Origin of the sequence: Paraburkholderia phytofirmans OLGA172, from assembly GCF_001634365.1 — a bacterium.
Classification (GTDB): Bacteria; Pseudomonadota; Gammaproteobacteria; order Burkholderiales; family Burkholderiaceae; genus Paraburkholderia.
In genome coordinates, this window is the sequence record NZ_CP014578.1 from 1345903 (window position 1) to 1366500 (window position 20598).

Consider the following 20598-nt stretch of genomic DNA (forward strand, 5'->3'; position numbering starts at 1 on the left):
GTTTCCTTCTGTGTGGTGGGTTGGCGAAACGAATCATGGTCGCTTTCTTCGTTGAAATAATCGGCTTAGACTTGCCATAATAATTCCATTTGCTTTAACAATTGGCCGACAGGCCGACAGGCCGACAGGCCGCCGGATCGCCGGATCGCCGGCCCGGCATAAAGGCATCAACCATGGATCGTTTCGAGGAAATGCGGGTGTTCATACGGATCGCGGAGCGGCAAAGCTTCACGCGCGCTTCGGACGATCTGCAGATTCCGCGCGCCACCGTCACCAATCTGATGAAGCGCATGGAGCAGCGGCTCGGCGCGCGGCTTCTCGAGCGCACCACGCGCTCGGTACGCCTCACGCACGACGGGGAGGCGTACTACCGCCGTTGCGTGCGGCTGATCGCCGATATGGAGGAGGCGGAGGGCTCGTTTTCCAACATCGCGCCGAAGGGCTTATTGCGTGTGAATTTGCAGGGCACTTTGGCCCGGCACTTCGTCGTGCCGGCGTTACCGGTGTTTTTCGCGCGGTTTCCCGACATCGAGTTGACGATCGGCGAGGATGACCGGCTGGTCGATCTGGTGCGGGAGGGGATCGATTGCGTGTTGCGGGCAGGCAATCTGCAGGATTCGTCGATGGTGGGGCGGCGCGTGGCTCAGTTGCCGCAAGTGACGGTGGCGAGCCCGGCTTATCTGGAGGCGTATGGCGAGCCGGCTGATCCGGCGGCCTTGTCCACGCATCGCGCGGTCAATTACCTGTCCAGCGCGACCGGCAAGCCGGTGCCACTCGAATTCAGAGTCGACGGCCGCGACACGGCGACCTACCTGCCGTCGGTGGTATCGGTGACCGGCGCCGATCTCTACACAGGCTCGGCGGTGGCCGGCCTCGGCATCGTGCAAGTGCCGCAATACCGCGTGGCGGGTGAACTGGCGTCGGGGCGCCTGAAGATCATCCTCGCGGACTTCCCGCCGCCGCCGATGCCGGTTTCGGTGCTTTATCCGCAGACTCGCCAACTGTCGTCGCGTGTGCGTGTGTTTGCGCAGTGGTTGCGCGATATTTTCGAGGCGGCTGGGGCGCAGACGGGTTCGCGATAAACGTGTGAGTCCAGCGCGGGCGTGCGGCGCATGGCGCGTAATGGGGGGGCGCTCCGTGCTTTTGTGTAAGCCGCGCGGTGTATCGTGGGATCATACGTGCCGTGCTGAGCGATATTGCTTTTTGCACGCTACGGAATAACAGGAGCAGGACGATGATCGATGGACTGGTGGGCGGACGCTTGTACGGCGAGGCGCAGATTCGCACGGGGCAGAATGGCAAGCGCTTTGTGACCTGCAAGGTCCGGGCTACCACCAATGATGGCGATACGATTTTCGTCAACGTGATTGCGTTTGATGATGAGGTGCAGACTGCGCTGCTTGCTTTGAGCGATGCAGATAGTGTTGCGCTGAGTGGGGCGTTGACGCCCAAGGTTTGGACTGACAAGAATGGGTTGATTAAGCCTGCTGTGGATATGGTTGCACATAAAGTGCTTGTGGGATATCGGGGGGAAAGTTAATCGGTTTTCTGTACGCCGCAGGCAGTGCGGGTGTCGACGAATCGCCGGAATTCAAGGCGCTCAAAGCGCAGCGGCGCGTGGCCGCACTGCCGGTCGCCGAGGTCGTATGCGACGCGTGGCGCACGGTGTTGTTATGTCTGGGTGCGAATGTGATCGGCGTGGCCGGTGCGTGGTTCGTCAATACGTTCATGCTCGCGGTGAGAGTCCGGTATTCGGCCATTTCATTGTCTTACCAGGTGTGCGCTGCACTGGCCGGCGGGTTGACGCCCTTGATCGGAACGTTGCTCGCGCATCGATATCCGGGAGCGTGGTGGCCGCTGGCCGTGTTTTATAGTTGCCTCGCCGGGGTCTCGCTTATTTGTATCACTACGCTGGAGCGCCGTAAGCGAGGCGTGGCGCGAGGTGTTGCCGATGCGGCCTAGGGCGAGCTGCTTTGCCAGACATAAACCCGCCATTTCGTTGCCAGGATCATCCTGAACCCCCAAAAGCGTCCTAATATCAAGGCAAATGAAAAACGACGGGGGAAGCCATCATGTATCGTCATCGTTCGCTGGGTGTCGTGACAGGCGCGTCGCCGCTCGCCAGCGTCGACGTGTTGAGCAGGATGAGCACGGCCAGGCGCCGTCCAGGCGCGGCCACGCCATTCGATTTCGTCCTCGAGCCGCAATCGTGGCCAGGACCGGCTTCGCTAAGCGCAGCGAGCGCGCCGTTCAAGATCCACGTGTTCGACACGATTCGCGCCTTCGAGAAACGCGGTGTCGATGCGATCGTCTTGCCGTGCTTCCTCAGTCACACCTTTATCGACGAACTCTCGGCGAACGTGGCTGTGCCGATCGCCAACATGATGGCCGCGCTCCTCGCGCATGTGCGGCAAGCATTTCCGTCGGTCCGCCGCATCGGCGTGCTGACTTCCGACACGATCCGCGCTAACGGACTCTTCGAACGCCATTTCGACAGTGCGCAGTTCGATGTGCTGCATCCGCGTCACGAAGCGGGTGTCGATCGCGTAACGAGCGCCGTGTATGGCGACGGGGGCATCAAAAGTGGCCATCTGACCGGGCGGCCAGTCGAGTTGTTGCGCGCGGCTTGCGTGGACCTCATTGCGCAAGGCGCGGAGATCATCGTGCCCGGGCTCGCCGAAATTCCCCTGGTGGCGCGCGTGCTCGGCACGCTGGAAGTGCCGTTCGTCGATAGCAATCTGGTCTACGGGCGTTACGTCGCGGCGGCGCACTATCCGCAGCCGGAGCGGCGTTTCAAGGTAGGCGTGCTGGGCGGGGTCGGCCCGGCGGCGACGGTCGATTTCATGGCGAAACTGGTGCGCAACACGCCGGCCGCGCGCGATCAGGACCACATCAAGGTGCTGGTCGAGCAGAATCCGCAGATTCCGGATCGCACCGAAGCGCTGCTCGGCAACGGCGACGATCCAACACTCGCGCTCTACGCCGCCTGCAGGACCCTCGAAGAGGGCGGCGCCGATCTCATCGCGATTCCGTGTAATACGGCGCATGCGTTCGTCGAACGGATTCAACCGTCGTTGGCCATTCCGATCGTCAATATGCTGACCTGTACCGCCGATCATCTGCGCGAGGCCTTCCCGAGCCTGCGTGAAGTCGGCGTGCTGGCCACCTCGGGCACGCTGGCGAGCCGGGTCTACGAGAAAGCGCTCGCGGCGTGCGGCTTCGTGCAGATCGCACCGGCCGAAGCCGCCCAGGCCCGCCTCATGAACGCGATTTACGGACCGGTCGGGGCGAAGGCGGGTTACCTGTCAGGCGAGTGTTGCGACGATCTCGCCGCGGCGGTGGATGATCTGGTCGTGCAAGGCGTGCAGGTCATCGTGCTGGGCTGCACCGAGTTGCCGCTGCTGCTGCGCGGCTCGACGCTGGCGCGGCCAGGCGGGCCGGTGGTGCGGCTTGTCGACCCGGCCGAGGTGCTGGCAAAACGCTGCGTGGCTTATGCGCTGGGCGAAAGCGCTGCGGCGCAGGCGGCTTCGGAACCGGCGGAGCCGGTGACGAGCCGGCTTAGCGTGGAAAGCGTTTGCGGTTAGACCCGGTTAGATCGGGCTGGAACAGCCGCGTGCGGCGGCGCCGCGCGGGAAAGCCTTGCAATTCCCACCCTCCGTCACCACTTCCTGACCCGCTGCGCGCTCCTTCCTGAAACGGCACAACGCCCGCTGATCGGCCGATCGGGGCGCGCCAGGCGCCGCCATTCATGGCCCGCAGCGCTGCGAAAGCGCGACCGTGCCGTGTCATGGAAAACTGTACAAATATACAGTATAGTATCCCGCTGTAACCCGGTCCCTGGCGTGTCCTCCCGCTAGCCGGGTGTCCCGAACTTGCGCGGTCGCGAGGCGTCCGTGAGAGGTGGTCCACTCATTCAGACGGTCGGAAAAATTGGCATCTAACGGAATTATCCGCATTCGCGGCGCGCGCCAGCACAACCTGAAGAACGTCGATCTCGACGTGCGAACCGGCGAAATGACGGTCGTCACCGGCCCCTCCGGTTCCGGCAAATCGAGCCTTGTGTTCGACACGTTGTACGCGGAAGGGCAGCGGCGCTACGTCGAAACCTTCAGCGCTTACGCCCGGCAGTTTCTCGACCGCATGGACCGGCCGCAAGTCGACCGGGTCGACGGCGTGCCGCCCGCCATCGCGATCGACCAGACCAACCCGGTGCGCAGTTCGCGTTCCACCGTCGGCACCATGACGGAACTCAACGATCACCTGAAGCTGCTCTACGCGCGCGCGGCCGAACTGTTCGATCGCCAGACCGGGCAGCAGGTGCGCCACGACACGCCGGAAACGATCTACGCCGAGCTGCTCGAGCGAACCGCGGCGCATGATCCGCGGCTGGTCGTCACGTTTCCGGTCGAACTGCCGGAGACGGCGTCCGAGCAGGAAGTGGAGCAATGGCTGTCCGCGAGCGGCTACACGCGTGTGCAGGCGCAGCGCGAAGTCGATTCGCCCACCGGCAAGCGCAAGCTGCTCGACGTAGTGGCCGACCGCTTCCGCCTAAGCTCGGTCGAGAAGCCGCGCGTGGTCGAAGCGATCGAGGCATCGCTCAAGCGCGGCGGCGGCCGCGTCAACATCTATGTGCTGCCTGCCGCGCCAGACGCGCGGGAGGCGCCGCTTGAGACGAATCCTCCCGAGCCGCAAATCTGGCGTTTCTCCACCGGCCTGCACAGCCCGGAGAGCGACCTGCGCTATGCGGATCCGCAGCCGGCGCTGTTCTCGTTCAACTCGGCTTACGGCGCGTGCGAAGTCTGCCGCGGTTTTGGCCGCGTGATCGGCGTCGACCTCGGCCTCGTGATTCCCGACGCGCGCAAGACACTGCGCGACGGCGCGATCAAGCCGATGCAAACGCCAGCCTGGAAGGAGTGCCAGGACGACCTGATGCGCTACGCGGCGAAAGCCGATATCCGCCGCGGCACGCCTTGGGGCGAGCTGACGGACGCCGAGCGCGACTGGGTGATCAACGGCTCGCCGGACTGGAACGGCAAGTGGCAAAGCCATTGGTACGGCGTCAAACGCTTCTTCGAATATCTCGAGTCGAAAGCGTACAAGATGCACATCCGCGTGCTGCTGTCGAAGTACCGCAGCTATACGCCGTGCGAGACCTGTGGCGGCGCGCGTCTGAAAACGGAATCGCTGTTGTGGCGTCTCGGCAGCAAGCAGAATGCGGACGAGGTGCTGGCGCCCGAAAAGCGCTTCATGCCGCGTGGCGTCGAATGGCAGCGCGCGCAACTCGAAGCCCTGCCGGGTCTGACCGTGCACGACCTGATGCTGATGCCGATCGAGCGCATCCGGCGTTTCTTCGATGAGATCAGCCTGCCGAGCGCACTGCTTGACGACGCACTCAAGCTGTTGCTCGCCGAAGTCCGCACGCGGCTCAAATATCTCTGCGATGTTGGCCTCGGCTATCTGACGCTCGACCGGCAAAGCCGCACGCTGTCGGGCGGCGAGGTGCAGCGGATCAACCTGACCACGGCGCTCGGCACGTCGCTGACCAAAACCCTGTTCGTGCTCGACGAGCCGAGCATCGGCCTGCATCCGCGCGATCTGAACCGGATCGTCGAGGCGATGCATCGGCTGCGCGACGCGGGCAATACGCTGGTGGTGGTCGAACACGATCCCTCCGTGATGCTCGCGGCGGATCGTCTGATCGACATGGGCCCGGGGCCGGGCGAGCGGGGCGGCTCGATCATTTACGACGGCGCGCCTGAGGCGATCCGCTCCTCCGGCACGCTGACGGGCGAGTACCTGGGTGGCCGGCGGCATGTGGCGGACGCGGCGCACTGGTCGCAACGTCCGGTGGATGACAGCACGCCGCGCATCGTGCTCGAAGGCGCGACCGAACATAATCTGCGCGACGTCACGGTCGAGATTCCGCTGCAGCGGCTTGTCTGCGTGACAGGTGTGTCGGGCTCCGGCAAGTCCACCTTGTTGCAGGACGTTTTGTATCCGGCCATGGCGCGGCACTTCGGTCTCGCCACCGAATCGCCAGGCGCATTCAGGAGCCTGACCGGCGCCGACCAGGTCACTGACGTAGTGTTCGTCGACCAGTCACCGATCGGCAAGACCGCGCGTTCGAATCCGGCCAGCTACGTCGGCGCATTCGACGAAATCCGCAAGCTCTTCGCCAAGGCCCCGCTCGCGCAGCAACGCGGTTACGGCCCCGGCATGTTCAGCTTCAACTCCGGCGACGGGCGCTGCCCGACCTGCGGCGGCTCGGGCTTCGAACACATCGAAATGCAGTTCCTGAGCGACGTCTACCTGCGCTGCCCGGATTGCGATGGGCGCCGCTATCGCGCGGAACTGCTCGAAGTGAAAATCGAGCGCGGCGAGCCGGTGCGTGCTTTGAGCATTGCCGACGTGCTGGAATTGACGGTGAGCGAAGCCACTGCCTACTTCGCCAAGGATGCCGAAGTATTGCGCGTGCTGCAGCCGATCGTCGACGTGGGTCTCGAATACGTGAAGCTGGGCCAACCGGTGCCCACGCTATCCGGCGGCGAAGCGCAGCGGCTCAAGCTGGCCGGCTTCCTCGCGGAATCGGCGCAGGCGCGCACCGCGCGCAGCGCGAAGCAGCCGGTCGCAAAACGCCTGTTCATGTTCGACGAGCCGACTACCGGCCTGCATTTCGACGACATCGCGAAGCTGATGCAGGCGTTCGGCAAACTGCTGGCGGGCGGGCATTCGCTGATTGTGATCGAACACAATCTCGACGTGATCCGTGCGGCCGACTGGCTGATCGACCTCGGTCCTGAAGGCGGCGACGGTGGCGGCAGGGTGCTGTGCGCGGGCACGCCGGAAGACGTCAAGCTGTGCCCGGAATCGCATACCGGCGAGGCGCTGCTGCAATACGACCGCGCGATGAACGCAGCGGCCGAACCGGCGTCGCAGGGCATTCCGCTGCAAAAGGCGTTGAGCGCGGCGCGTGCGCGGCGGGCGATCGAAGGCGAGGACGTGGTGCGCATCGTCAATGCGCGCGAACACAACCTGAAAGCGCTAGACGTGGACATCCCGCACGGCAAATTCAACGTGATTACCGGCGTGTCCGGTTCGGGCAAGTCCACGCTCGCCTTCGACATTCTGTTCCACGAAGGGCAGCGCCGTTACCTCGAATCGCTCAACGCATACGCACGGTCCATCGTGCAGCCGGCCGGGCGTCCCGAGGTCGACGCGGTGTATGGCATTCCGCCCACCGTCGCGATCGAACAGCGTTTGTCGCGCGGCGGCCGCAAGAGTACCGTGGCGACCACGTCCGAAGTGTGGCACTTCCTGCGCCTGCTGTATGTGAAGCTCGGTCTGCAACATTGCATCCACGACGGCACGCCGGTCACGTCGCAAAGCGTCGAATCGATTGCGGCGCAATTGCTGCGCGATCACAAAGGGCAGCACGTCGGTTTCCTCGCACCGCTGGTCGTGAACCGCAAGGGCGTCTACACCGATCTCGCCAAGTGGGCGAAAGCGCGCGGCAATACGCATCTGCGCGTGGACGGCGAGTTCGTGCCGGTGGACCCGTGGCCGAAGCTCGATCGTTTCCGCGAGCACACCATCGAGTTGCCGGTGACCGATCTCGTCGTATCGCCGGATAACGAAGCGGAACTGCGCCAGGCGCTCGATCAGACGCTGGAAATCGGCAAGGGCGTCATGCATCTGCTGGCGCCGCTCGACGGTTTGCACGAGGCGATCAGCGGCGGCCGCCCCACGGCGAAACTCGGCACGGTGAAGGTGCTGTCCACCAAGCGCGCCTGTCCTGTATGCGGTACGAGCTATCCTGAACTCGACCCGCGCATGTTCTCGTACAACAGCAAGCATGGCTGGTGTACGACGTGCGTCGGCACGGGTCTCGCACTGACGCGCGAACAACGCGCGGCGTACGACGACACGGTGATCGTCGACGACAACCGCGGCCGCGAGCAGAGCTTGCCTTCGGAGGAGCAGGAGCCGGAAGGTCTCGTCGACGAACCGTGTTCGGATTGCGCCGGTACGCGTCTGAACCCAACGGCACGCGCGGTCACGTTCGGCGAGCAGGCCATCGTCGACGTCGCGCAATGGACCGTGTCACACACGCGCGCGTGGATCGACACGTTGGAGATGACTGGCCGGGACGCGGAAATCGCGCGCGACGTGGTCAGCGAAATCGGCAGCCGCCTGCAATTTCTGGAGGAAGTCGGACTCGGTTATCTGAGTCTCGATCGCGCGGCGCCGAGTCTGTCCGGCGGCGAAGCGCAGCGCATCCGGCTCGCCGCGCAACTCGGCAGCAATCTGCAAGGCGTGTGCTACGTGCTCGACGAGCCGACCATCGGCCTGCATCCGCGCGACAACCAGATTCTGCTTAACGCTTTGCGCAAGCTGGGGGACAAGGGCAATACGCTGGTGGTGGTCGAGCATGACGAAGACACGATTCGGCGTGCCGATCACATCATCGACATCGGGCCGGGCGCGGGCAAGCGTGGCGGCACGCTGATCGCGCAGGGCAGTGTGGCCGATCTGTCGGCGCAGCCCGATTCGCTGACCGGGCAGTTTCTCGCCCATCCGATCGTGCATCCATTGCAGCCGCGCCGCGAAGTAGTCGCGCCGGCCAAGCGCGCAGCCGCGGTACCGGAGAACTGGCTGACGGTGCATGGCGGCAAGCTGCACAACCTGCAGAACGTCACCGTCGGCATTCCGCTTTCACGGCTGGTGGCGGTGACGGGCGTGAGCGGGTCGGGCAAGTCGACGCTCGCCCGCGACGTGCTGATGGCCAATTTGCTCGATGCGGTGGGGCGCTCGGTGCTGTCGTCGCCGGCCACGCGGCGGGCGCGTGCGGTGGCCGAGACCCAGCCGGCGGCGAACCGGCGCTCGAGCGTGTTGGCGCGCACGGCGCCGCGTGCCCCGTTGAACGTCACGCATACATGGCAAGGGTGCGATTCGATCACCGGCTGGGAAACCATCGACCGTGTGCTCGAAGTCGATCAGACACCGATCGGCAAAACACCGCGGTCCTGTCCGGCAACCTACATCGGCGTGTGGGATGCGATCCGCAAGTTGTTCGCCGGCACGCTCGAAGCACGCGCGCGTGGCTACACGGCATCGCGGTTCTCGTTCAACACCGGCGAAGGACGTTGCCCCGCTTGCGAAGGGCAGGGTGTGCGCACCATCGGCATGAGCTTCCTGCCCGACGTAAAGGTGCCGTGCGACGTTTGCCATGGGCAGCGCTTCAACCCGGAGACGCTCGCGGTCACGTGGCGCGGCAAGAATATCGGCGACGTGCTGACCATGGAAATCGATGAAGCCGTCGAGTTCTTCGCGCCGATCTCGAACATCGCGCATCCATTGCAATTGATGAAAGATGTCGGGCTCGGTTATCTGACGCTTGGGCAACCGTCGCCTACGTTGTCGGGCGGCGAAGCGCAGCGTATCAAGCTCGTCACCGAACTGAGCAAGGTACGTGACGACATCACGCGGCGCGGTCAGAAGCCGCCTCACACGCTGTATGTGCTGGACGAACCGACCGTCGGCTTGCATATGGCGGACGTCGCCAAGCTGATTCGCGTGCTGCATCGTCTCGCGGACGGCGGTCACAGCGTCGTGGTCATCGAGCACGATCTCGACGTGATTGCCGAGGCGGACTGGATCATCGATCTGGGTCCGGAAGGTGGCGTGGGGGGCGGCACGATTGTCGCCGCTACGGATCCAGAAGGACTCTGCCGCGTCGCAGCCAGCCACACCGGCGCGGCGTTGCGTTCTGTGCTCGCACGAACGCAGAGCGACCCGGCGGTAATCGCGGGTGAAGGAACCAACGGTTAATGCAGTGGAGCGACGCAACGGACTTTGCGCCGCTCCGTACGTGCGGGGCGTTCAGTCTGGCGAGCCGCACGCGCTCGGGTTACTCGCACCCCACTGCCACTTGAATGCGATGAACATGTGTCGAGGTGCCCGGCATGCAAAGCGGAGCATTACCGGTTTCGTCGGTGATATGTAATTAATTGGAATGTGTTTGTAATTGCATGGATGGCGTAATTGAAATGCGTATTTAGAGTGTCGTAAATACCGCTAAAAAGATTTGGAAGCATTTTTTTTCTTCTGCTATCTTCCCGCCCTTGGCCGGAGCCTCTCGTCGACGCCTGAAAATTACGTCGGACAACCTGCTCGGGGTCCGTCCAGGTTGCCATGCAATCCTCGCGAAAGGCCCGCCCGTTGGGCTTTCTCGCCACGTACCACCAGTGATCCGACGGCCGTTCATGGCGTGCGACCGCAGGCCGTAATAGCAGGCCGCAACAGCGGCTGCGTCCCAATTTTCGAGTTGCGAAAGGCGCGCTCGCATCTGTTCGACTCACGCTTATTCTTTTAAAGCGACGCGAATGCGGCACTGATTAGAGTGTCCTCTCTAAATTTAGTATGCTGCCATCAAAAAAAGTTTGACCATGCATTTTTTGTCCTGCTATTGTTGCCCCCCATGAAACGCATGGTGACAATCGCGCAAAAAGTTCAGGAGCCGCAGCGCGCTTCGATCAAATTGTCTCCAGCTGTTCATGCCAGACGGAAATGAGCGGATCGAATTCAATCTATTAGTAGTTCTACTTAGGTGGCTGTTCGATTAGTGTGAAGTGCCGCCCTGGCATCTCACAGCCGTACCCGTGCCATTGCACCTGGGTTGGGCCTTATGGCTCGAATTTTGGACTGCAAATCAACGGGCTGGGCGATGAGGATGAGTGTCTGAAGTGAACGTTGGTTGCCGTATGTAAGCGCGCTGCAGTGATAGAAATGAACGGTTCATGCCGGAGGAGTAAAGGTGGGTACGAAAGTCGAAGGGCAATTTCCGGCAGCAACGGCCCGTATGGAGAGGCCAGGACGCCCGCGTGAGTTTGGGCGCAAGCAGCAAAATCCAGTACGCCGCTTCGGCGGTATCGCGGTTGTTCTGCTCCTGCACATCGTGCTGATCTATGCACTCGTCAATGGCCTTGCCACCAAGGTTGTGCAGGTCATTCAGCATCCTATCGAAACGAAAATCATCGAGCCGGTAAAGCCACCTCCGCCGCCGCCGTTGCCCACCGTGCAATTGCCGCCGCCGAAGTTCGCACCGCCGCCGCCGCCGTTCGTCCCACCGCCGGAAGTGCAGGTGCAAACGCCGCCCCAGCCGACCATCACGCACCAGTCCGCACCGGTCGTATCGGCACCCGCCGTGGCGGCCGCACCGCCGGCGCCTCCCGCGCCGAGCAAGCCCGTCAGTGCTGAAGTAGGGGTTGTGTGCCCGAATTCGGATCAGGTCCGTTCGTCGATTCGCTACCCGAAGGAAGCGCAGGAGAACAACGTGACGGGCGATGTGCTGATCGAATTCGTAGTCGATCCGCAGGGCCATATTACGAATGAACGTGTTGCGAAGTCGGCAGACGATTCCTCACTCGATCGCGCAGCCTTCAACGCGGTCAAGCAGTTCACGTGCGTTTCCCAAGGCCAGGCTGTCCGTGTGCAAGTTCCGTTCTCGTTTAACCTGAACTGAAACCCACAGGCTGTTCGGTACCGGTAGCGATTTATCAGTCTTGGTTTAGAAGTTGTACTAATGAACTTGGAGCAGGCATGAAGAAGCGTACTCTCGCCGCAATGGCGGCAACCCTGTTGTTCGCCGTAACCACGGTGGATACCTTTGTGGCACCCCAAATGGCCCACGCGCAAGCTAGCGACGCCACCGCGTCGGCTGCTGCGCCCGCCACCGCCACACCGCAAACGGCCGGCTCGGCCGCCGACGAAGCCGTGCCGCCCCCGCAGCCGGCCACGTCCGAAGCCGTCAACAACCCGTATGGGCTGGGCGCGCTCTGGAAGAACGGCGACTTCGTCGCACGTTTCGTGCTGATTCTGCTGGTGCTCATGTCGATGGGCAGTTGGTACATCATGATCACCAAGTTCTTCGAACAGCTCCGTGCGAACCGTCGTGCGAAGAGCGCCGATGAACACCTGTGGACGGCGCCGTCGCTGGTCGAAGGCACGAAGCGGCTCGACGAAGCCTCGCCGTTCCGCTTCATCGCCGAAACAGCCATCGAGGCAGGCGAACATCATGACGAAGCACTGCTCGAAGCCGTCGACCGCAACACGTGGATCGACGCGTCGGTCGAGCGTGCCATCACCAACGTGTCGAATCGTCTGCAGGACGGTCTGGCTTTCCTCGGCACGGTCGGTTCGACAGCGCCGTTCGTCGGTCTGTTCGGTACGGTGTGGGGGATTTATCACGCGCTGACGGCCATTGGTATCGCCGGCCAGGCTTCGATCGACAAAGTCGCGGGTCCGGTGGGCGAGGCGCTGATCATGACCGCGATCGGTCTTGCCGTGGCGGTGCCGGCGGTGCTCGGCTACAACTTCCTGGTTCGTCGCAACAAGTCGGTGATGGAGCGTGTGCGTGCGTTCGGTGCGCAACTGCACACCGTCTTGCTCGCCGGCAGCCGGCGCTCGGCGCGCGCTTCGGCTCGCCACGCATCGCTGGTCCAATAAGCGGAGTCCGTCATGGCTATGAGCGTTGGGCAGGATGACAACGACGAGGTCATCTCCAGTATCAACACCACGCCGCTCGTCGATGTGATGCTGGTCCTGCTGATCATCTTTCTGATCACGATTCCGGTCGTGACACATACGGTGCCGGTGCAACTGCCGAAGGAGACGATCCAGCCGCTGCAGACCACACCCAAAAGTATCGTCATTGCGGTCAACCGCGACGGCGATTTCTTCTGGAACGAGAAGCAGGTGGATGCGCCTACGCTGCTGGCACGACTGAAAACCGTGTCGGTCATGACGCCGCAACCGGAAGTGCATGTGCGCGGCGATCAGAGCACGCGTTATGAATTCATCGGCCGTGTCATTACCGAGTGCGAACGCGCCGGTATCGCCAAGGTTTCGTTTATTACTGAGCCGCCCGCGCGCGGCGGCTAGCTTTGCATGGGATCGGACTAAGCGCTAAAGCGCCAACTCCGATCGACAGGAGGTGATCATGGGAATGAACGTATCTTCGGGCGGTGGCAGTGCCGAACCGGATGTGATGGTCGATATCAACACCACGCCGCTAATCGACGTGATGCTGGTGTTGCTGATCATGTTGATCATCACGATTCCGATCCAGACGCATGCCATCAAGATGAACTTGCCGGTCGGCAATCCGCCGCCGCCGATCACGCAGCCAGAAGTGGTGCAGATCGATATCGATTTCGACGGCACCACCACCTGGAACGGCCAGCCGGTGCCGGACCGCGCGGCGCTCGAGTCCAGGCTTGCACAAGTGGCGGCCGAACCGGTTCAGGCGGAAATCCATCTGCGGCCTAACAAGCTGGTGCCGTACAAGGATGTCGCGGAGGTAATGGCGTCCGCGCAACGACTGGGCGCGACGAAGATCGGCCTGATCGGCAACGAGCAGTACATGCAATAGGGAAGTGCAATGCTAACGATCCATCAACGGTTCAAGCGCGCCGTCATTGCGGCCGCTATCGGAGGGCTGTCCGCGCTCGTCGTGCTGCCGGCCACGTCTCAAGCTGCGGACACGTTGCGGCCGGATGTGGCGAAGCCGCTGAACGCCGCGCAGGATCTGTATCGCGCGCACAAGTACAAAGACGCGCTGACGAAGATCGATCAGGCCGACGCCGTGCCGGGCAAAACGCCCTATGAAAGCTACATGGTTCAGGAGATGCGCGGCGCCGCGGCAGCGGCGGCCGGCGAATCCGGGGTGGCCGCTCAGGCCTACGAAACCTTGCTGAGTTCGGGCCGCCTCGCCGGTGCCGACGAGCAACGCACTAGCGCGGCGCTCGCAGGCATCTACTTCCAGCAGAAAAACTACGCGCAGGCCGCAAAGGTCGCGCAACGCTATCTGAAGGCAGGGGGCAGCGATCCCGACATGCGCACGCTGCTTGTGCAGTCTTACTACCTGTCGAACGATTGCGGCAATGTCGTGAGCCTGCTCAAGCCGGGCGTCGATGCGCAAGTCCGTGCCGGTCATGCACCCGACGAGTCGCAACTGCAATTGCTCGGCACGTGCGCGCAACGCGTGAAAGATGACGCGACCTACCGCAGCACGCTCGAAAAGCTGGTTGCCTATCATCCGAAGCAGTCGTATTGGGATGATCTGTTCAACGCGATTCGCAGCAAGCCTGGCTATTCGTCGGCACTCGATATCGACACCTACCGTCTGCGCCGTGCGACCGGCTCGCTCAGCACCGCTGACGACTACATGGAGATGACGCAGCTCGCCATCGTGGCCGGCAGCACGGCCGAAGGCAAACAGGTCATCGATCAAGGCTTTGCGTCAGGCGTTCTGGGTCACGATGCGCAAGCCGATCGCGAGAAGCGGCTGCAGGCGCTCGCCGCGAAACGGGCGCAAGCGCCAGCCGATCCCGCGAACCCCGTCGCGCCGGTCGACATCGGCTTCAACGAGGTCTTCGCGGGGCAGGCCAAGCAGGGTCTGACGGCCATGGACGCCGCGATTGCGAAGGGCGGAATCGATCACCCGGACCAGGCGCAACTGCATCTCGGTGAGGCGTACTACATGGCGGGCGACAAAGCGCGTGCCGTGCAAACCTTCCGCGCGGTGAAGGGTGCCGATGGTTCGGCCGACCTCGCCCGTTTGTGGGTGCTGGTGGCGTCGAAGTAACGCATCCGGTTTCCGATATGTCCCATCTTGCGAAGCGCCTCTATCGCGCGTGCCATAGGGAGGGTGTTGCACTCAATGAAACATAGTTCAGTTTCATCAAACTAATTTTGACTACGGGATTCTGTCTTGCTATGGTTTTGCCACTCGATAACAAGGCACAGGTCGCAGTTTCTATAGGAAGCAAAATTCGCGCGCTTCGTCAACGACTCAAGCGCACGTTGGATGAAGTGGCAACAACTGCGGGAATTTCCAAGCCCTTTTTGTCGCAAGTGGAACGAGGTCATGCAACGCCGTCGATTACATCGCTAGTTGGCATTGCTCGAGCTCTAGGTGTGACGGTGCAGTACTTCGTCGACACGCCAACTGAAGACAAGTCGGTCCGCAGGGCGAGTGAGCTGAAGTACTTCGGGTTCGACGGAACCGCGAATCTTTTTGGCCGACTGACGAACCTGTCGGTCGGCAGCAAGCTGGAAGGGATTCTCGTCAAGATGCCGGTGGGGCAGAACCCGTCTGAAGTTACGACGCATGCGGGGGAAGAGTTCTTGTACGTGATGAGCGGCCAGATATCGCTCACGTTAGAAGGTACAACGTTCGTATTGCAGGCCGGTGACACCGCGCATTACGAGTCCACTGTGCCTCACGCCTGGTGCAATACCGCCCGCGAAGAAGCCGTGGTCGTGTGGGTGGGCACGCCAAGACTGTTTTAGGTGCCTTTGCTCCGTGCTTTCGTTGAAAGCGGTCGATTCGCATCTATAAGCATTACTTAGTGTTTGATTCGGAGTTGATCTGATGGGGAGTGCATTGCCCCAGTACTCAGAGCCCGAAGCAGCAGTGGTGAAATCAATTAGAAAGCGCTGCGCATTTCGTTTGTAATAAATAAGTAGTCCGATATTGAGGTATCTGAAGCGTCCCGTCTTTTTGTCGGTACTTGCAAATTCGGCCTGTTGCTGGCCAGTTTGCGAGGCAACAAAAGTACGGGGCGGTTTTAACGGAGCGCGGCGCAAGATCGCCGTATATCGAGTGGAGAGGTTCACAAGGCCTCTCTTCACACACAGCTGTGGCCTTATTGACGAGCGGGAAGGGGAAAAATGAAACAAAGGGCATTGGCGCTTGCCATCAAAAGAATAATCTGGGCTGAACTGGCGTTGTCGGCCGCAATCGCCGTGCCGGCGTTTGCGCAAAGCCAGCCGGCCGCCACCGGAGCCGCGGCAGGCGCGACGACCACGGAAAGCGTGCCGGCAGCGGCAGCTCCAGCATCGGGCACCGCGGCCACACCGTCCGTGCCGGCATCGGGCACCGCTGCAACACCGTCCGCGGACAACAACACCGCGACGTCGTCCGGCAAAGGCGTTCAGCAACTGAAGAAGTTCGAAGTGACGGGTTCGCTGATTCGCAGCTCCGACAAGGTCGGCTTCAACCAGGTTCAGACGGTTACGCAGAAAGACATTGTGAACAGCGGCGCCACGACCGTCGCCGATTTTCTGCGCGACACGTCATCCAACTCGGCTAATAGCTGGGGCGAAGGTCAATCCGGCAACTTCGCCGCAGGCGCGGCGGGTATCGCCCTGCGCGGCCTGAGCGAAAAATACACGCTGGTGCTGGTGGATGGTCAGCGCGTTGCGCCGTTCGCGTTCTTCTCGAACAGCGTCGATTCGTTCTTCGACCTGAACACACTGCCGCTGAACGCCATCGACCGCATCGAAATCGTGAAGACCGGTGCCGTGTCGCAATACGGTTCGGACGCTATCGCGGGCGTGGTCAACATCATCACGAAGCACGACTTCCAGGGGCTGCAACTCGACGGCAGCTACGGCAGCGCCATCAGTCAGGGCGGCGGCGCCGGCACGACCAAATTCGGCGTGCTCGGCGGCTTTGGCGACCTCAACTCTGATCGTTTCAATGTGACGGCTGCCGCGAGCTATTACAAGTCGAACGGCTTCACGCTCGCAGACCGCGACTCGACACGCAATCAGGATTTCACGAATCAGCCGGGCGGCCTCTCGTTGCTCGCGCCGTCGTACTGGAACTTGCCCGGCAGCGCCGGCGTACAGGCGTTGAGCAATTGTCCCTTCGGCGGTTCGGTGAATCCTGCCGCCACCAACTCGCTGACGAAGGGATTGGCCGGCACGGTCTGCGGCTTCAACACCGCGGAAGGCACGTCCATTGCGCCGCTGACAGAGCGTGAGAACGCGAAGATTCATGCCGACTTCAAGATCAACGACACGACGACCGCATTCGGCGACTTCCTGATCAGCAGCAACTCGACCACCACCAACGACGGTTTGTGGAACAACGTAATCGGCAATCCGCAGAACCCCGCGCTCGTGTGGAACCCGCAGACGAAGCTGCTTACTCCGTTCAATACGGTTGTGCCGGTGAGCAACCCGTACAACACGTTGGGCGCTGCCACGCCGCTCACGTATTCATTCCCGAACACGGTAGCGGAAAAGACGTATGCCACGTACTGGCGCGCGTCCACGGGCGTCAAGGGCTCGTTCAACTTGCCGAACGGTGAATGGGATTGGGCGACGTCGGTGAGCCACTCGCAAAGCACGGTCTCGAACACCTACACGAACCAGCTCAACTCCAGTGTACTGAATGACATTTACCAGAACGGCACGCTGAATTTCGCGAATCCGTCGGCTACGCCGAACGCGTTCAACGGGCTGTACATGGACGCGAACAACCTGGGTATCTCGAAGCTGGATACGGTTGACGCGACGCTGTCGACGCCGGAGCTCTTCCATCTGCCGGCGGGCGACGTGGGTCTCGGGTTCGGTGCGCAGTTCACGCACCAGAGCGAAATGCTCACGCCGGGTACGGCATACGAACAAGGCCTGGTCGTCACCCCGAATCTCCAGACGGTGGACGGCCAGCGCAATGTGGCGGCTGTGTACTACCAGGTGGACATTCCGATTGTGCGCAACCTGACGTTCAGCCAGTCGGGCCGCTACGACCATTACAGCGATGTGGGCGGCGCGTTCTCGCCGCGCTTCGCGCTGCGCTATCAGCCGGTTCAGGCGCTCACGATGTACACCTCGTACGACCGAGGCTTCCGTGCGCCGACGTTCGTTGAGGACAGCAAGTCGCAAACGCTGGGGATCCAGGTGGACCCGAACACCGGCCAGAACTACACGTCGATTACCGAGGGTAATCCGAACCTGGCGCCGGAGCGCACGCGTAACCTCAATATCGGCTTCCAGCTGTCACCGACCCGTACAACCGATGTCGGCTTCGACTGGTACAAGATTCGTGTCGATAACGTGATCGGCCAGGGCGCGCCTTCGCAGATCGCCACCGACCCGACCACGGGCGACCTGCTGTACAAGGTCATCCCGTACCAGAACCTCGGCTACCTCGACACGAACGGCTTCGAGGGCACGTTCCGCCAGGCACTGCCGACGAAGGCCGTCGGTACGTTCACCTTGTCAGGCGACTGGGCTTACGTGAACAGTTACAAGATCGGCTTCCCGGGCGCCTCACCGGTGAACGGTGCGGGTAACAACTTCACCATCACGCAGCCGTTCGGCGGCAGCTTCCCGCGCTGGAGAGGCAACACCACCCTGGACTGGACGTACCATAAGTTCGACGCGGCGTTGACGTGGCAGTTCACGGGGCCGTACGCGCAGAATCTGGCGGCCGCACCGAACAAAGTGGGATCGTACAGCCAGTTCAACCTGATGATGACGTACACGGGCTTCAAGCACTGGACGATCTACGGCGGCATCGACAACATCTTCAACCGTACGCCGCCGTTCGATCCGATCTTTGCGAACGGCACGTTGAATCAGTCGGGCTACGACACGTCGCTGTACACGTACATTGGCCGCTTCGCGCAGGTCGGCGCCACGTACAAGTTCTGATGTCTGGCCCTTTCGTTGGGTAGTTGGACGCTCTGGCTCTTTTTATATAGAGCCGGAGCGTTTGATTTTGGTGTTGCATAGTATGTTTGAGTGACGTCAGCGCCTACCGCGAGCGTCATCCCGTCGATCCGACGAACCGCGCGCCGGGCGCAAGCTGGTGCGTGTCCTCACGCAAAGCTGATGATGAGACATGTGAAGTTCCGGTTCTCGCGCGTCCTGCCGGCCGTGGCGATAGCGCTGTGCGCCTTTGGCGCTGTCTCGATGCCGGTACAGGCGAAGCCGTCGATTTCACAGTACGACCAGCCGAAATATCCCGCCGATTTCACGCATTTCGATTACGCGAATCCCGACGCACCGGCCAACGGTTCGCTCAGTTTCGAAAACTACAGCGAACTGCAAACTTACGATTCGCTGAATCCGTTTCTGGTGCGTGGCGCGCCCGCGCCCGACATCCTCAATCTGATGTTCGATACGCTGATGCAGCGTAGCTGGGACGAGCTGGCCTCCGAATATCCGCTGATCGCCGACGACGTCGAAGTCGCGCCGGATCTGACGTCGGCGACGTTCCATATCAATCCTGCCGCACGCTTTTCGAACGGCGACCCGATTACCGCCGCCGACGTCAAGTACTCGTACGACACGTTGACGAGTCCGCAGGCCTCGCCGCTTTTCAATGCGCAGTTCTCCATCATCAAAAGCGCGACGGTGATCGACAAGCGCACGATCCGCTTCGATTTCAAGCATCCCGAACGCGATGCGCCGTTGATTGCCGGCGATCTGCCGATCTTTTCGCCGAAATGGGGGATGCAGCCCAACGGCAAGCGTCTGCCATTCGACCAGATTTCTTCCATGCCACCAATCAGCAGCGGCGCCTATCTGATCGAGGGACGCAAAAACGACAAGCAGATCACGTATCGCCGCAACCCTGATTACTGGGCGGCGAATCTGCCGTCGCGACGCGGCATGTTCCGCTTCGAGCGCATCGCTTTCAATCTGTATCGCGACCATTACACGCAACTCGAAGCCTTCAAGGCGGGCGATGCGGACGTTATCGTCGAATACGGCGCGACGCAGTGGGCGCGCAAATACGTCGGCAAGAACTTCGACAACGGACTGCTGAAGAAGGGTGAGTTCGCCGACGGTCCCGCGCAGATGCAGGGCATACTGATGAATATGCGCAGGCCGATGTTCCAGGACCCACGCGTGCGCCATGCCCTGACGATGGCGTTCGACTACGACTGGATGAACCGGATGATGTTCTATGGTCAATACCGGCGCACCAGTAGCTACTTCGAGGCAAGTCCGTTCGGCGCAACCGGCATGCCCGGTGAGAAGGAACTGGCGCTGCTCGAACCGTTGCGTGACAGCGTGCCGCCAGAAGTGTTCGGTCCAATGCTCAAACAACCCGACACGATTCCACCGAATTCCCTGCGCGGTAATTTGCGCGTCGCGCGCGATCTGCTGGCGCAGGCCGGCTGGCACTATCGCGACGGTGCATTGCGCGACGCCAACGGTACGCCGATGACGATCGAGATCATGGACGACCAGCCCGGCATGGACCGTCTGATCCTGCCGTATATGCAGGCGCTTGGCATGCTCGGCATTCAGGCCCATATGCGCGAAATCGACAGCGCGTTGTACGAGAAGCGGCTGGATAATTTCGAGTACGACATGACCACCTTCATCTATCCGCCGGTCACGATTCCGGGCGCTGAACTGACGCGCCGCTTCGGTAGTGCGGCCGCGTCCGAGGTCGGTTCCGAGAACTATCCTGGCATCCGTTCGAAGGCGGTCGACTCGCTGATTCACTCCGCGCTGTCCGCCACTAATCTCGACGATCTGGAAGCGGCGACCCGTGCGCTGGATCGCGTGCTGATCTATTCATATTACCTGGTGCCGGAGTACTACGCACCGGGCGCTCGCATCGGCTACAAGACCGCCCTCGGTTTTCCGAAAGTCGTGCCGAATTCCTACCTGTACGAAGACTGGGTCATCGACTACTGGTACGCGAAAGCGCCGGGCGGACAAGCAACTCGAACCACCCAGGCGGCGCAGTCCGCCGGCTCAACCACGGCGCTTGCCCACTGAGGA

Annotated in this window: 12 protein-coding genes and 1 pseudogene; all 13 read left to right on the forward strand. The window is 61.9% G+C overall.

The annotated features are described in order from the left end of the window. The first annotated feature begins 173 nt into the window (after window positions 1–173). The 13 genes and pseudogenes from AYM40_RS05870 (at window position 174) to AYM40_RS05930 (ending at window position 20595) form a co-directional block, all read left to right on the forward strand. Window positions 174–1082 (forward strand): LysR family transcriptional regulator, encoded by a 909-nt coding sequence (locus AYM40_RS05870; protein ID WP_063495402.1) that lies wholly within the window; start codon window positions 174–176, stop codon window positions 1080–1082. A 152-nt stretch (window positions 1083–1234) separates the two neighbouring features. Then, window positions 1235–1540, forward strand: coding sequence for a single-stranded DNA-binding protein (locus tag AYM40_RS05875; RefSeq protein WP_063495403.1), 306 nt, complete (start codon window positions 1235–1237; stop codon window positions 1538–1540). Between the two features lie 26 nt (window positions 1541–1566). After that, window positions 1567–1962: pseudogene (locus AYM40_RS05880) on the forward strand (MFS transporter); the annotation flags it as partial. A gap of 110 nt (window positions 1963–2072) precedes the next feature. Then, on the forward strand, window positions 2073–3584 hold the full coding sequence (locus tag AYM40_RS05885) for an amino acid racemase (RefSeq protein WP_063495405.1): 1512 nt from the start codon (window positions 2073–2075) through the stop codon (window positions 3582–3584). 346 nt (window positions 3585–3930) lie between these two features. Continuing rightward, complete coding sequence (gene uvrA / locus AYM40_RS05890) at window positions 3931–9828, forward strand: excinuclease ABC subunit UvrA (RefSeq protein WP_063495406.1); 5898 nt, start codon at window positions 3931–3933, stop codon at window positions 9826–9828. 1030 nt (window positions 9829–10858) lie between these two features. Beyond that, on the forward strand, window positions 10859–11521 hold the full coding sequence (locus AYM40_RS05895) for an energy transducer TonB (protein WP_063495407.1): 663 nt from the start codon (window positions 10859–10861) through the stop codon (window positions 11519–11521). 77 nt (window positions 11522–11598) lie between these two features. Further along, window positions 11599–12504, forward strand: a complete 906-nt coding sequence (locus AYM40_RS05900) for a MotA/TolQ/ExbB proton channel family protein (protein ID WP_063495408.1) — start codon at window positions 11599–11601, stop codon at window positions 12502–12504. Window positions 12505–12516: 12 nt separating this feature from the next. Continuing rightward, entirely contained in the window at window positions 12517–12939 is a 423-nt protein-coding gene (locus AYM40_RS05905; protein ID WP_046566007.1) for an ExbD/TolR family protein, read from the forward strand. A gap of 58 nt (window positions 12940–12997) precedes the next feature. Beyond that, window positions 12998–13429: an ExbD/TolR family protein gene (locus tag AYM40_RS05910; protein WP_063495409.1), complete on the forward strand. Its 432-nt coding sequence runs from the start codon at window positions 12998–13000 to the stop codon at window positions 13427–13429. A gap of 9 nt (window positions 13430–13438) precedes the next feature. Further along, complete coding sequence (locus AYM40_RS05915) at window positions 13439–14644, forward strand: tetratricopeptide repeat protein (RefSeq protein WP_063495410.1); 1206 nt, start codon at window positions 13439–13441, stop codon at window positions 14642–14644. A gap of 131 nt (window positions 14645–14775) precedes the next feature. Further along, the gene (locus AYM40_RS05920) at window positions 14776–15351 is read left to right on the forward strand and encodes a helix-turn-helix domain-containing protein (protein ID WP_063495411.1); all 576 of its coding nucleotides are present in this window, start codon (window positions 14776–14778) and stop codon (window positions 15349–15351) included. Window positions 15352–15732: 381 nt separating this feature from the next. Beyond that, window positions 15733–18507, forward strand: a complete 2775-nt coding sequence (locus tag AYM40_RS05925) for a TonB-dependent receptor (protein ID WP_063495412.1) — start codon at window positions 15733–15735, stop codon at window positions 18505–18507. Between the two features lie 183 nt (window positions 18508–18690). Continuing rightward, a complete protein-coding gene (locus AYM40_RS05930; RefSeq protein WP_063497859.1) occupies window positions 18691–20595 on the forward strand; it encodes an extracellular solute-binding protein in 1905 nt (634 codons plus the stop codon). The last annotated feature ends 3 nt before the right edge of the window (window positions 20596–20598 follow it).